This window comes from Pseudomonas sp. 14P_8.1_Bac3 (assembly GCF_025466085.1).
GTDB lineage: Bacteria > Pseudomonadota > Gammaproteobacteria > Pseudomonadales > Pseudomonadaceae > Aquipseudomonas.
In genome coordinates this window covers 22,902-35,750 of record NZ_JANLOD010000017.1, presented here as the reverse complement: position 1 = coordinate 35,750, position 12,849 = coordinate 22,902, and the positions used below count along the sequence as shown (strand labels likewise).

Annotated in this window: 12 protein-coding genes; 6 read left to right on the top strand and 6 right to left on the bottom strand. The window is 62.6% G+C overall.

What is annotated here, in order from left to right; all coding sequences use genetic code 11:
• Position 1 precedes the first annotated feature (1 nt).
• Genes NTD84_RS05205 through NTD84_RS05185 form a run of 5 tightly spaced genes read left to right on the top strand, consistent with a single transcriptional unit; the run spans position 2 to position 4,607 of the window.
• On the top strand, positions 2 to 1,990 hold the full coding sequence (locus tag NTD84_RS05205) for a heme lyase CcmF/NrfE family subunit (RefSeq protein WP_262163937.1): 1,989 nt from the start codon (positions 2 to 4) through the stop codon (positions 1,988 to 1,990).
• A complete protein-coding gene (locus NTD84_RS05200) occupies positions 1,987 to 2,523 on the top strand; it encodes a DsbE family thiol:disulfide interchange protein (RefSeq protein WP_262163936.1) in 537 nt (178 codons plus the stop codon). The genes NTD84_RS05205 and NTD84_RS05200 overlap by 4 nt, the downstream gene beginning before the upstream one ends.
• Positions 2,520 to 2,990, top strand: a complete 471-nt coding sequence (locus NTD84_RS05195; RefSeq protein WP_262163935.1) for a cytochrome c-type biogenesis protein — start codon at positions 2,520 to 2,522, stop codon at positions 2,988 to 2,990. Before NTD84_RS05200 ends, NTD84_RS05195 begins: the two co-directional genes overlap by 4 nt.
• Positions 2,987 to 4,189 (top strand): c-type cytochrome biogenesis protein CcmI, encoded by a 1,203-nt coding sequence (gene ccmI, locus NTD84_RS05190; RefSeq protein WP_262163934.1) that lies wholly within the window; start codon positions 2,987 to 2,989, stop codon positions 4,187 to 4,189. The genes NTD84_RS05195 and ccmI overlap by 4 nt, the downstream gene beginning before the upstream one ends.
• A gap of 13 nt (positions 4,190 to 4,202) precedes the next feature.
• Positions 4,203 to 4,607: a hypothetical protein gene (locus tag NTD84_RS05185; protein ID WP_262163933.1), complete on the top strand. Its 405-nt coding sequence runs from the start codon at positions 4,203 to 4,205 to the stop codon at positions 4,605 to 4,607.
• A 194-nt stretch (positions 4,608 to 4,801) separates the two neighbouring features.
• Here NTD84_RS05185 and NTD84_RS05180 read toward each other — a convergent pair whose 3' ends face one another.
• Positions 4,802 to 6,007, bottom strand: a complete 1,206-nt coding sequence (locus tag NTD84_RS05180; RefSeq protein WP_262163932.1) for an MFS transporter — start codon at positions 6,005 to 6,007, stop codon at positions 4,802 to 4,804.
• A 234-nt stretch (positions 6,008 to 6,241) separates the two neighbouring features.
• On the opposite strand from NTD84_RS05180, the gene NTD84_RS05175 reads away from it, so the two are divergent.
• Positions 6,242 to 6,871, top strand: coding sequence for a DUF5666 domain-containing protein (locus tag NTD84_RS05175; protein ID WP_262163931.1), 630 nt, complete (start codon positions 6,242 to 6,244; stop codon positions 6,869 to 6,871).
• Between the two features lie 176 nt (positions 6,872 to 7,047).
• Here the strand turns inward: NTD84_RS05175 and NTD84_RS05170 are convergent, their stop codons facing one another.
• The 5 genes from NTD84_RS05170 to NTD84_RS05150 form a co-directional block, all read right to left on the bottom strand.
• Positions 7,048 to 8,043: a sulfate ABC transporter substrate-binding protein gene (locus tag NTD84_RS05170; RefSeq protein WP_262163930.1), complete on the bottom strand. Its 996-nt coding sequence runs from the start codon at positions 8,041 to 8,043 to the stop codon at positions 7,048 to 7,050.
• A gap of 93 nt (positions 8,044 to 8,136) precedes the next feature.
• Positions 8,137 to 8,961: an ion transporter gene (locus NTD84_RS05165; protein WP_262163929.1), complete on the bottom strand. Its 825-nt coding sequence runs from the start codon at positions 8,959 to 8,961 to the stop codon at positions 8,137 to 8,139.
• A 21-nt stretch (positions 8,962 to 8,982) separates the two neighbouring features.
• Complete coding sequence (locus NTD84_RS05160; protein ID WP_262163928.1) at positions 8,983 to 9,897, bottom strand: urea transporter; 915 nt, start codon at positions 9,895 to 9,897, stop codon at positions 8,983 to 8,985.
• A 163-nt stretch (positions 9,898 to 10,060) separates the two neighbouring features.
• On the bottom strand, positions 10,061 to 11,476 hold the full coding sequence (gene pyk, locus NTD84_RS05155; protein ID WP_262163927.1) for a pyruvate kinase: 1,416 nt from the start codon (positions 11,474 to 11,476) through the stop codon (positions 10,061 to 10,063).
• Entirely contained in the window at positions 11,466 to 12,746 is a 1,281-nt protein-coding gene (locus tag NTD84_RS05150; protein ID WP_262163926.1) for a glycerate kinase, read from the bottom strand. Before NTD84_RS05150 ends, pyk begins: the two co-directional genes overlap by 11 nt.
• Positions 12,747 to 12,849: the final 103 nt, after the last annotated feature.

Below are 12,849 nucleotides of genomic sequence, written 5' to 3'. Positions count from 1 at the left end.
GATGACTTCCGGAATCTTTATCCCCGAGCTGGGCCACCTGGCCATGATCCTGGCGCTGTGTTTCGCCCTGGTTCAGGCCGTGGTGCCCCTGCTCGGTGCCTGGCGCGGCGACCGCTTGTGGATGAGCCTCGCCCAGCCGGCGGCGTGGGGCCAGTTCGCTTTCCTGGTGTTTGCCTTCGGTTGCCTGACGTACGCGTTCATGACCGACGACTTCTCGGTCGCCTACGTCGCCAGCAACTCCAACAGCGCGTTGCCGTGGTACTACAAGTTCAGCGCCGTGTGGGGCGCGCACGAAGGTTCGTTGCTGCTGTGGGCGTTGATCCTCGGCGGCTGGACCTTCGCCGTGTCGGTCTTCTCCCGGCAGTTGCCGCAAGTGATGCTGGCGCGGGTGCTGGCGGTGATGGGCATGATCAGCACCGGTTTCCTGCTGTTCCTGATCCTCACGTCCAACCCGTTCTCGCGGATCCTGCCGCAGATTCCAGCGGACGGTCGCGACCTCAATCCGTTGCTGCAAGACATCGGCCTGATCGTGCATCCGCCGATGCTGTACATGGGCTATGTCGGATTTTCCGTGGCGTTCGCCTTCGCCATCGCGGCGTTGCTTGGCGGTCGTCTTGATGCAGCCTGGGCACGCTGGTCGCGTCCATGGACCATCGTCGCCTGGGCCTTTCTCGGCATCGGCATCACCCTCGGTTCGTGGTGGGCCTATTACGAACTCGGCTGGGGCGGCTGGTGGTTCTGGGACCCGGTGGAAAACGCCTCGTTCATGCCGTGGCTGGTGGGCACCGCGCTGATTCACTCGCTGGCGGTGACGGAAAAACGTGGCGTGTTCAAGAGCTGGACCGTGTTGCTGGCCATTGCCGCGTTCTCGCTGAGTTTGCTGGGGACGTTCCTGGTGCGCTCCGGCGTGCTGACTTCGGTGCACGCCTTTGCGTCCGACCCTGAACGCGGCGTGTTCATCCTGATCTTCCTGCTATTCGTGGTCGGTGGCTCGCTGACGCTGTTCGCCCTGCGTGCGCCGGTGGTGAAGAGCCACGTCGGCTTCAACCTCTGGTCCCGGGAAACCCTGCTGCTGGGCAACAACCTGGTGCTGGTGGTGGCGGCGTCGATGATCCTGCTCGGCACCTTGTATCCGCTGATCCTCGATGCGATGACCGGCGCCAAGCTGTCGGTCGGCCCGCCGTACTTCAACGCGCTGTTCATTCCGTTGATGGCGCTGCTGATGGTGGTGATGGCGGTGGGCATGCTGGTGCGCTGGAAAGACACCCCGGTCAAATGGCTGATGGGCATGCTGACGCCGGTGCTGCTCGGCAGTGCCGCGATGGCGGTGGTGGCTGGCGTCGCCTATGGCGATTTCAACTGGGCAGTGATCGCGACCTTCATGCTCGCGGCCTGGGTGTTGCTGGCCGGCGTGCGCGACATCTTCGACAAGACTCGCCATAAAGGCCTGATCAAAGGCCTGCCGACCCTGACCCGCAGCTACTGGGGCATGCAGCTCGCGCACTTGGGCATCGCCGTGTGCGCGCTCGGTGTCGTGCTGTCGAGCCAGAACAGTGCCGAACGCGATTTGCGCCTGGCGCCGGGCGAGTCCATGGACCTGGCGGGTTATCACTTTGTGTTCGAAGGTGCCAAACACTTCGAAGGCCCGAACTTCACCTCCGACAAGGGCACCGTGCGGGTGATCCGTGACGGCAAGGAAGTCAGCGTGCTGCACCCGGAAAAACGTTTGTACACGGTGCAGAACTCGGTAATGACCGAAGCCGGGATCGACGCCGGTTTCACCCGTGACCTCTACGTCGCCCTCGGCGAACCCCTGGGCGATGGCGCCTGGGCCGTGCGCGTGCACGTCAAACCGTTCGTGCGCTGGATCTGGTTCGGTGGTTTGCTCACCGGGCTGGGCGGGTTGCTGGCGGCGCTGGACCGGCGTTACCGGGTCAAGGTGAAAAGCCGTGTGCGTGAAGCGCTGGGCATGACGGGAGCCACTGCATGAGACGTTGGTTGATGCTGCTGCCACTGGCGATTTTCCTGGTGGTGGCTGTTTTTCTGTACCGCGGGTTGTACCTCGACCCGGCCGAGTTGCCGTCGGCGATGATCGGCAAGCCGTTCCCGGAGTTTTCCCTGCCGGCGGTGCAGGGCGACAAGACCCTGACCAGGGCTGACATTGTCGGTAAGCCGGCGCTGGTCAACGTGTGGGGCACCTGGTGCATTTCCTGCCGGGTCGAACACCCGGTGCTGAACAAACTCGCCGAAAAGGGCGTGGTGATCTACGGCATCAACTACAAGGACGTCAACACCGACGCCTTGAAGTGGCTGACGGAATTCCACAACCCGTATCAACTGGATATCCGTGATGACGCCGGCACGCTGGGCCTGAACCTGGGCGTGTACGGCGCGCCGGAAACCTTCTTCATCGACGCCAAGGGCATCATCCGCGACAAGTACGTCGGTGTGATCGACGAGCAGGTCTGGCGGGAAAAACTGGCGGCCAAGTACCAGGCCCTGGTCGACGAGGCCAAGCCATGAAGCGCTGGATCGCTGCCGTCGTGCTGGGCTTGAGCATGGCGGGCGTGGCGCACGCCGCCATCGACACTTACGAGTTCGCCAAGGACAGCGATCGCGAACGTTTTCGCGAGCTGACCAAGGAGCTGCGTTGCCCCAAGTGCCAGAATCAGGACATCGCCGACTCCAATGCCCCGATCGCCGCCGACCTGCGCAAAGAGATTTTCCGCATGTTGGGCGAGGGCAAGGACAATCAACAGATCATCGACTTCATGGTCGACCGCTACGGTGATTTCGTCCGCTACAAACCTGCCCTCAACGCCAAGACCGCTTTGCTCTGGTTCGGCCCGGCCGGCTTGTTGCTGGGCGGTTTCGTGATCATCGCCGTGATCGTCCGCCGTCGCCGCGTGCAACCTGCGGATACCCGGGACGCGCTTTCTGCCGAGGAGCGCCAGCGCCTCGACCACCTGTTGGATAAAAACCAAGAATGATTGATTTCTGGCTTGCTGCAGGTCTGCTGCTTCTGGTTGCCCTGAGTTTTCTGTTGATCCCCGTCCTGCGTGGCCGTCGCGCTCAGCTCGAAGAGGATCGTACTGCCCTGAACGTCGCGCTGTATCAGGAGCGCGTGGCCGAGTTGCAGACTCAGCAGGAAGAGGGCGTTCTCGACACCGCACAAATGGACACCGGTCGTGCCGAAGCGGCCCGTGAGCTGCTCGCCGACACTGAAGGGGTCGAGGCACCGCGGGTGTCGCGCTTGGGCAAACCGCTGCCGTTACTGGCGGCGATCCTGGTGCCGGTGCTGGGGCTGGGTCTGTATCTGCATTTCGGCGCCAGCGACAAAGTTGAACTGACCCGGGAATTCTCCCAGGCGCCGCAGTCGATGGAAGAGATGACCCGTCGCCTGGAGCGCGCCGTTGCAGCCCAGCCGGATTCTGCGGAAGGCCTGTATTTCCTGGGTCGGACCTACATGGCGCAGGACCGTCCCGCGGACGCAGCGAAGGTCTTCGAACGCACGGTGAACCTGGCCGGTCGTCAGCCTGAATTGCTGGGGCAATGGGCGCAGGCTCAGTACTTCGCCGATGGCAAGAAATGGTCGGACAAGGTTCAGGCGCTGACTGACGAAGCATTGAAAGCCGATCCGAAAGAAGTCACCAGCCTGGGCCTGCTCGGCATCGCCGCGTTTGAGAGTGAGCGTTATCAAGACGCCATCGACTACTGGAACCGCCTGCTGACGCAATTGCCGCCGGAGGACAATTCTCGCGCCGCACTGCAAGGCGGGATTGCCCGGGCCAGCGAGAAGCTCGAAGCCAGCGGCGGCAAGGTGGCCCAGGCGCCTGCGGCCAAGGCCGGGGCGTTGCTCAAGGTCAGCGTCGATCTGGCACCGGAGCTCAGGGCCAAGGTGCAGCCGGGCGACAGCGTGTTCATTTTTGCCCGCGCCACGTCCGGCCCGCCGGCACCGCTGGCGGCCAAACGCCTGACCGTGGCCGACTTGCCGGTGACCGTCGAACTCGGCGATGCCGACGCGATGATGCCGCAGTTGAAACTGTCGAACTTCCCTGAAGTCCAACTGGTTGCACGCGTCTCACGCGCCGGCCAACCGACTGCCGGCGAATGGATCGGTCGCAGCCAGCCCCTGGCCAGCAGCACCACCGCGCCGCAGACACTGACTATCGACAGTCCGGACCAATGACAGGAAACCCACCATGACCGCTATCGCACGTATCACCCTGCTCAGCATGGTTCTGGGGTTAAGCGCGTGTGCGGTCCAGCGGCCCGAGCCGGCGCCGCTGCCACCGATTCCGCCCTCGCAGCCCAGCCCTACGCCTTCGACCTCACCCACTCCGGGCAAGCCGGGCGTTCCAGCCAAACCCGCCAAGCCATTGCCACGCACCTCCGCCAGCTTCGCGCCGCCGCCGGGTGGCAACAGCCATTGGGATCCGAAGCTTGGCGTGTATGTGCTGGATGACCAGACCAACACCTTCTACCGCCAGCGCACGTATTACCGTTGGGACAACGGCTGGAGCCGCTCGATCAGCCCCAACGGGCCATGGGAAGAGACCGACATCCATGGCGTGCCGGGTGGCTTGGGCAGGCAGTTCGGGCAGTAATGAACAAGGCGACCATCGGGTCGCCTTTTTCATGCGTACCGCAATCTGATCGGGCCACCCCGTTCCATTGAGGGTGCGAGCCTGTTCTCGAAAGCGGTGGGTCAGGCGACATCATTTTTGAATGGCCGTCCTCGCTCCTATCACACTCTGTAAAACAACGCCTTCGCGGCAACGCCGCGAGGCGTTTGGCGTCTTTATGCCGTGGCCAGTGAAGGCTTCTGCGCAACGCTCAGGAACCGCAACAACGCCAATAACGGAAACGCGCTTCCCACGATTACGATCCACAGCCAGCCGCCCTGTTCATACACCGGGCTGGCCACCGACGAACCCAATGCGCCGCCGATGAAGATGCTGGTCATGTACAGCGCATTCAGGCGGCTGCGGCTTTTGGCGTCGAGGGCGTAGACCGCGCGTTGGCCGAGGACCATGTTCATCTGCACGCAGAAGTCGAGGACCACGCCGGTGACGGCAAGGCCAATGACGCTGTAGGCCGGATGGATGAACGCGGGCAGGAAGCTCAGGCTGGCGAACAGCAAGGCCAGCAGCGACGCAATGCGGGTATGTCCGGCGTCGGCCAGTCGACCGGCGATGGGCGCGGCGATTGCGCCAATGGCGCCCACCAGCGCGAAGATCGCGATCTGGGTTTGCGACAGACCATGGTTGCGCGCCAGTTCCAGCGGCACGGCGGTCCAGAACAGGCTGAAGGTCGCGAACAGGCAGCCCTGATAAAACGCGCGCTGACGCAATACCGGTTGCTGGCGCAGCAGTGTCCACAGCGAGCCCAGCAACTGACCATAGGAAGCACTGTGATCAGGCTGGCGTTTGGGGATGGTCACGGCGAGCACGATACTGATCGCCGCCATCAACGCCGCCGCAATCACGAACATCGCGCGCCAGCCAAAGTGGTCGGCCACCACGCTGGACACTGGCCGCGCCAACAGAATCCCCAACAGCAAACCGCCCATGATGCCGCCCACCACCCGGCCACGGGTCGCTTCCGGCGCAAGGTGCGCGGCCAGGGGGATCAGGATCTGTACCGACACCGAACTGAACCCCACCAGCAACGAGATCAGCAGAAACACATTCGGTTGATCGGTGAGTGCCGCGCCCAACAGGCTGGCAATCGCCACCAGGGTGGTGATGATCATCAACCGGCGGTTCTCCAACAGATCCCCCAGCGGCACCAGGAAAAACAGGCCCAGCGCGTAACCGATCTGGGTCAGCGAAACGATCAGGCTGGCCATGGTGTTGCTGAGGCCGATGTCCGGCGCGATCAGGCCGATGATCGGTTGGGCGTAGTAAATGTTGGCGACAATGGCGCCGCAGCAAAAGGCGAACAGCAGCACCATGCCTTGGGTCATTGTCGCGGCACCGTGGGGCACCTGGTTCGCTGGGTTCATAACGTGTCTCGCTGAGCAAAATGGGATGGGCGCAGGCTAAGCGGCGGGCCGAAACGGCAGAAGGGATGTAAGTGTTGGCAATCATTCCCTTGCGGAATGAGCGACGCCGACTTGTGCGGTGGGCCGATGAGTTCTGCGACATAATTTCCAGGTTCGATGATACATTCACTTACATCTTGTTCGATAGCGTGCTTATGTTCTCTCTTCACGATTCATCACCGGAAGGGCACTTTCATGAACGCAATGTTCCGTCACTGGCTGCGCGGCGCTTCAGTTGTCGGTTTGATTGGTTTGTTTGCGGCAGGTCTGGCCCAGGCGGCTGACGCGCCGGGCCTGCGCATCGGCGTACGCGGCGAGATCACCGGGGTCAGCCCCGACGCTTTGAAGGTCCACGCCAACAGCGGCGAAAACGTGGTCGTCAATCTGACTGCCGACACGAAAGTTCGCGCGGTCACCCTGGCCAACATCGAAGACATCAAGCCCGGCAGCTACATCGGCTCGGCGGCCATGCCGCAGGAAGATGGCACGCTCAAGGCGCTGGAAGTCCACGTCTTCCCACCGGAACTGGCCGGCAGCGGCGACGGTCATCGGCCGTTCGATCTGGGCAAGGGCAGCAGCATGACCAATGGCAGCGTTGGCGACCTGGTGGTCAGCAATGGTCGTGTGCTGACCGTCAACTACAAGGGCGGCCAGCAGAAAATCCTGGTGCCGGAGGACGTGCCGATCGTCAACCTGATGCCGGGGGATCGCAGCTTGCTGAAAGTCGGGGTGAAGATCGTGACGTTTGTCACGCAGAGTGCCGACGGGACGCTGACGGCGCAGTCCATCTCGGCCGGCAAGGATGGCGTCACACCGCCGATGTAATGCCCCTATGGAAACCCCGGGTGGGAGCGGGCTTGCTCGCGAAGACGGTGTGTCAGGCGCTAGGGATGTTGACTGACACACCGCCTTCGCGAGCAAGCCCGCTCCCACAAGGGAATTTCATCGGCCACAAAAAAGGCGACCTGCACAGGTCGCCTTTTTCGTTAAGCGGTCAGCGCTTACTGAGCATAAATCTGATCAAAGATCCCGCCATCATTGAAGTGGGTCTTCTGCACGGTGCGCCAGTCACCAAAGGTCTTCTCGACCGAGAGGAAATCCACTTTCGGGAAGCGGTCGGTGTACTTGGCCAGCACCGCCGGGTCACGCGGCCGCAGGTAGTTGGCGGCGGCAATTTCCTGGCCTTCCGGCGACCACAGGTACTTCAGGTATTCCTCGGCGGCAGCGCGGGTGCCTTTTTTCTCGACCACTTTGTCGACCACGGACACCGGCGGTTCGGCTTCAGCGGAAACGCTTGGGTAGATGACTTCGAACTGGTCACGACCAAACTCGCGGGCAATCATTTCCGCTTCGTTTTCGAAGGTCACCAGCACGTCGCCGATCTGGTTGGTCATGAAGGTGGTGGTGGCGGCGCGGCCACCGGTATCGAGCACGGGTGCTTGTTTGAACAGCTTGCCGACGAAGACCTTGGCCTTGTTCTCGTCACCGCCGTTTTTCAGCACATAGCCCCAGGCCGAGAGGTAGGTGTAGCGGCCGTTACCCGAGGTTTTCGGGTTCGGCACGATGACCTGTACGCCATCCTTGAGCAGATCCGGCCAGTCTTTCAGGGCTTTCGGGTTGCCTTTGCGGACGATGAACACGGTGGCCGAGGTGAAGGGCGCGCTGTTGTTCGGCAGGCGGGTCACCCAGTTGTCCGGGACCAGTTTGCCGTTGTCCGCCAGGGCGTTGATGTCGGTGGCCATGTTCATGGTGATGACGTCAGCCGGCAGGCCGTCGATGACCGAGCGAGCCTGTTTGCTGGAACCGCCGAACGACATCTGCAGGGTGATGTTCTCGTTGTGCTCGGCTTGCCAGTGCTTCTGGAAGGCGGCGTTGTAGTCCTTGTAGAAATCTCGCATCACGTCGTAGGAAACGTTGAGCAGGGTCGGTGCAGCCTGAGCCACGCTGGTCAATGCCAGGCCAGCGGCCAGAAGTGAGGCGCCAAAGAGTTTTTTCACCACGCATTCCTTGTTCTATTTTAAAAATGAGGCAATTTGCCAGCGACTATAACTGGGCTTGCATAGTCCTTTAAAGATTAAAAAGCACTTTGCTTATTCCAGTTTCCTGAACAGTGCGTTTCCGCATCGAGAACAGAACGCGGCGCCATGCTCGTGGCTGTTTTTCTTGCACACCGGGCAGTCGTGCTGCAGTTGTTCACCGCGCATGGCGTTGGCCAGCTCGGCGGTGAAAATCCCGGTCGGCACGGCAATGATCGAGTAACCGGTGATCATCACCAGCGACGAAATCACTTGGCCCAGCGGGGTCTTGGGCACGATGTCGCCGAAGCCCACGGTGGTCAGCGTCACGATAGCCCAGTAGATGCCTTTCGGGATGCTGGTGAAGCCGTGCTCCGGCCCTTCGATGACATACATCAGCGTGCCGAACACCGTGACCAGCGTGCAGACGCTGACCAGGAACACCACGATCTTCTGCTTGCTGCCACGCAGCGCCGACATCAGGTAATTGGCTTGCTTGAGGTACGGGCTGAGCTTGAGCACGCGGAAAATCCGCAGCATCCGGATGATCCGGATAATCAGCAGGTACTGCGCATCGGCGTAATACAGCGCCAGAATGCCCGGCACGATCGCCAGCAAATCCACCAGCCCGTAGAAGCTGAACGCATAGCGCAGCGGCTTCGGCGAACAGTACAGGCGCATGCCGTATTCGATGGCGAAAATGACCGTGAAACCCCACTCGATGTACGCCAGCACGTTGGCGTAGTTCTGATGAATCGAGTCGATGCTGTCGAGCATCACGATGACGATGCTGGCGAGGATGATTAACAGCAGGATGCCGTCGAAACGTCGTCCCGCTTTGGTGTCGCTCTGGAAAACCATGACGTAAAGCTCTTCACGCCAGTTTTTGCTGCTGTCCATGGAAAACGCCTGACTCAATGATCAGCGCAGCCTAGGGTGATTCTCCCCGGTAGCGCAAGGCGCACTTTCGACGCTGGCATTGCCGGACATTTGCACGGCGCTGCGGATCAGCCAGCAAGCGAGGATGAATGGCGCGGTCAGCGTGGGCAGGCCGACGGCGGCGAACAGCGGCGTCAGCAACAGCGCCAGGCCGATACCCACCAGTGGCAGCCACGGTTGACGCCGCTGCGAACTGAAGGCGAGGGCGGCGAGCACGGCGTTGTAGCCGCCGAGGCCGAGCAGTGCGGTGTAGAAGTCGTGGTGCAGCACGCTCCAGCCCATGCCCGCGACGGACGCCAACATCGCCCAGCAGAATGCGCGGCGATCAGCGATCAGCAACCCGGCGGCAATCATCGCACCGGCCAGCGGATGACCGAGAAACATGACTTGGCCCAAGCCTTTGAGCGGTGCGGTGAGCATGTTCAGCGTGCTGACCTCGATCAAATGCGCCTCGGTCGAGGGCGTGGCAAAGCACAGCAGGATCCAGCTCATCCCCACGAACGGTGCGGTGTAGGCGGGCAGGTATTGGCTAACGCGGGCGCGTTTGAGCCATTGCTGGGTGAGCATGGCGCTCAGGCCACCGGCGGCGAGGATCAGCAATGGCAAGAGCGCGGACCAGGGGAAATACAGACTCAGCAGCAGGCCGAGCAGGACGCCGTTGTAGCTGAACAGGCCGGCCTGGCGATCAACCTTGGCGTAACCACGCCGTTGCGCGGTCAGCAACCCGGCGACACCGCCGAGCAGCGCGCCACCAAGCAGGGCCGGTGCGGTAAACAGAATGGCGAGCAGGCACAGCAGGCCGCACAGCGGATGGCGCTGGAGGAAAATCTGGCTGAAGCCGTTGAGCAGGGCTGTCGCCCAATCGGGGCAGTGGGTGTTGAAGTGGTTGGCAGGCATGGCAGTTCTAAAAAGTCAGAGGGAGCGTGTCGGTCGAGCGCGACCCCGGCTAATCGCCAGCAGGCGGGCTCCCACACTGAATCTCCGTTCAGTGATGATTTCGTGATCGACACAAAACCAATGTGGGAGCCAGCCTGCTGGCGAAGAGGCCGGTATGTGCGCTCTAGATCAACGTCTCGATACGCAAGGAGTTAGTCGACCCCGGCTGCCCAAACGGCACACCTGCCGTGATCAACAACGTATCCCCGCGCTGCGCCATGCCCTGGGCCTGGGCAATCTCCAGCGCCGTCGAGCACACCTCGTCCACCTGGCGCAGGCGATCATTGACCACCGAATGCACGCCCCACGCCACGGTCAACCGGCGAGCCGTCTGCAGGTTCGGCGTCAGGTTCAGGATCGGCACGGTCGGCCGCTCCCGCGCCGCGCGCAGGCTCGACGTGCCCGACTCGCTGTAGTTGACCAGCACCGCCACCGGCAGCACGTTGCTGATACGGCGGATCGCACAGCTGATCGCATCGGAAACGGTCGCTTCGGCCTTCGGTCGGCTGACGTCCAGTTGCGCCTGATAGTCCGGACCGTTTTCCACCTGGCGGATGATTTTGCTCATCATCTGCACGGCTTCGATCGGGTACTCACCGGACGCGGTTTCCGCCGACAGCATCACCGCGTCAGCGCCTTCGGCCACGGCGTTGGCCACGTCGGTGACTTCGGCGCGGGTCGGCGCCGGGGAGAAGCGCATCGACTCCAGCATCTGCGTCGCCACCACCACCGGTTTACCGAGTTGGCGGCAGATGCTGATGATGTTCTTCTGGATCTGCGGCACGCTTTCCGCAGGCACTTCGACGCCGAGGTCGCCACGGGCGACCATGATCGCGTCGCTCAATTCGGCGATCTCCCGCAGCTGAGTGACCGCCGACGGCTTCTCGATCTTGGCCATCAAGAATGCCTTGTCGCCGATCAGTTCACGGGCTTCGCGAATGTCTTCCGGGCGCTGCACGAAGGACAGCGCCACCCAGTCCACCCCCAGCTCCAGACCGAAACTCAGGTCGCGGCGATCCTTGGCCGTCAGCGGGCTCAGTTCCAGCACCGCTTGTGGCACGTTGACGCCTTTGCGGTCCGACAGTTCGCCACCATTGAGCACGGTGGTGTCGATCGCGTCGGCGTACTTGGTGACCACCCGCAGACGCAGCTTGCCGTCGTCCAGCAGCAGGTCCATGCCTGGCTGCAGTGCGGCGATGATCTCCGGATGCGGCAGGTTGACCCGGCGTTGATCGCCCGGTGTCGGGTCGAGGTCCAGGCGCAGGGCCTGGCCGCGATGCAGCTGCACCTTGCCGTCGGCGAACTTGCCGACCCGCAGTTTCGGACCTTGCAGGTCCATCAGGATGCCCAGTGGATAATTCAGCTGGCGCTCGACTTCGCGAATCCATTGATAGCGCTGGGCGTGGTCGGCGTGATCGCCATGGCTGAAGTTGAGGCGGAAAATGTTGACCCCGGCCTGCACCAGCTCACGGATGTCCTCGATGCCGTCGGTGGCCGGGCCGAGGGTGGCGAGGATTTTGACCTTTTTATCAGGCGTCATGTTTAGGGTTCTCGAGAATCAGAATGGCGCGGAAATCGTTGACGTTGGTGCGGGTCGGCTCGGTGACGATCAGGGCGTCGAGCGCCGCGAAATAGCCGTAGCCATTGTTGTTGTCGAGTTCATCGCTGGCGCTCAGGCCGAGTGCGGCGGCACGGGCGTAGCTGTCCGGGGTCATGATCGCGCCGGCGTTGTCTTCGGAGCCGTCGATGCCATCGGTGTCACCGGCCAGCGCGTAGACACCCGGCAGGCCTTTGAGGCTGTCGGTCAGGCTGAGGAGGAATTCGGCATTGCGTCCGCCGCGGCCATTGCCGCGCACGGTGACCGTGGTTTCGCCGCCCGAAAGGATCACGCAGGGCGCTGGCAGCGGCTGGCCGTGCAAGACCACTTGCCGTGCAATGCCGGCGTGGACCTTGGCCACCTCGCGGGATTCGCCTTCCAGGTCGCCGAGAATCAACGGGCTGAACCCGGCTTGACGGGCCTTCACGGCGGCGGCTTCCAGCGATTGCTGCGGTCGGGCGATCAATTGGAAATGACTGCGCGCCAAGCTCGGATCACCCGGTTTGACCGTCTCCGATTCCGGGCTTTGCAACCAGGTGCGCACCGACGCTGGAATGTCGATGGCGTAGCGTTTGAGGATCGCCAGCGCTTCAGCGGAGGTGCTTGGGTCGGCCACGGTGGGGCCGGAGGCAATGACCGTGGCGAGGTCGCCCGGCACATCGGAAATCGCGTAGGTGTAGACAGTGGCGGGCCAGCAGGCCTTGCCGAGACGGCCGCCCTTGATCGCCGAGAGGTGCTTGCGCACGCAGTTCATCTCGCCGATGGTCGCGCCGGATTTGAGCAGGGCTTTGTTGATCGATTGCTTGTCGGCGAGGGTGATACCGGCCGCAGGCAACGCCAGCAGCGCCGAGCCACCGCCCGACAGCAGGAAGATCACGCGGTCGTCTTCAGTCAGGTTGCTGACCAGTTCAAACACGCGCTTGGCGACCGCTTGGCCAGCGGCGTCCGGCACCGGGTGCGCGGCTTCGACCACTTCGATTTTTTCGCACGGGGCACCGTGGCCGTAGCGGGTGACGACCAGGCCGGACACTTCACCCTGCCAGCAGCGCTCGACCACCTGGGCCATGGCGGCGGCCGCTTTACCGGCGCCGATCACGATCACCCGACCGGTGCGGTCGGTGGGCAAATGGGCTTCGAGGACTTGCTGCGGATGGGCCGCCTCGATGGCGGTGGCGAACAGCTCGCGCAGGAATTGTTGCGGATCGACCGACATGGCGGGCTCCCGGAATTCTTGTTATTGGAAGGGCAACTCGATTCCCCTTGTGGGAGCGGGCTTGCTCGCGAAGGCGGACATGCATTCAACGCAGACGTTGCCT

What these genes read in the sequence shown, in the direction of transcription:
- NTD84_RS05200 (WP_262163936.1), top strand. Translation starts at nt 1,987, where the DNA reads ATGAGACGTTGGTTGATGCTGCTGCCACTGGCGATTTTCCTGGTGGTG.
- pyk (WP_262163927.1), bottom strand. Translation starts at nt 11,476, where the DNA reads ATGACGCCTGATAAAAAGGTCAAAATCCTCGCCACCCTCGGCCCGGCC.
- NTD84_RS05195 (WP_262163935.1), top strand. Translation starts at nt 2,520, where the DNA reads ATGAAGCGCTGGATCGCTGCCGTCGTGCTGGGCTTGAGCATGGCGGGC.
- NTD84_RS05165 (WP_262163929.1), bottom strand. Translation starts at nt 8,961, where the DNA reads ATGGACAGCAGCAAAAACTGGCGTGAAGAGCTTTACGTCATGGTTTTC.
- ccmI (WP_262163934.1), top strand. Translation starts at nt 2,987, where the DNA reads ATGATTGATTTCTGGCTTGCTGCAGGTCTGCTGCTTCTGGTTGCCCTG.
- NTD84_RS05180 (WP_262163932.1), bottom strand. Translation starts at nt 6,007, where the DNA reads ATGAACCCAGCGAACCAGGTGCCCCACGGTGCCGCGACAATGACCCAA.
- NTD84_RS05205 (WP_262163937.1), top strand. Translation starts at nt 2, where the DNA reads ATGACTTCCGGAATCTTTATCCCCGAGCTGGGCCACCTGGCCATGATC.
- NTD84_RS05175 (WP_262163931.1), top strand. Translation starts at nt 6,242, where the DNA reads ATGAACGCAATGTTCCGTCACTGGCTGCGCGGCGCTTCAGTTGTCGGT.
- NTD84_RS05185 (WP_262163933.1), top strand. Translation starts at nt 4,203, where the DNA reads ATGACCGCTATCGCACGTATCACCCTGCTCAGCATGGTTCTGGGGTTA.
- NTD84_RS05150 (WP_262163926.1), bottom strand. Translation starts at nt 12,746, where the DNA reads ATGTCGGTCGATCCGCAACAATTCCTGCGCGAGCTGTTCGCCACCGCC.
- NTD84_RS05160 (WP_262163928.1), bottom strand. Translation starts at nt 9,897, where the DNA reads ATGCCTGCCAACCACTTCAACACCCACTGCCCCGATTGGGCGACAGCC.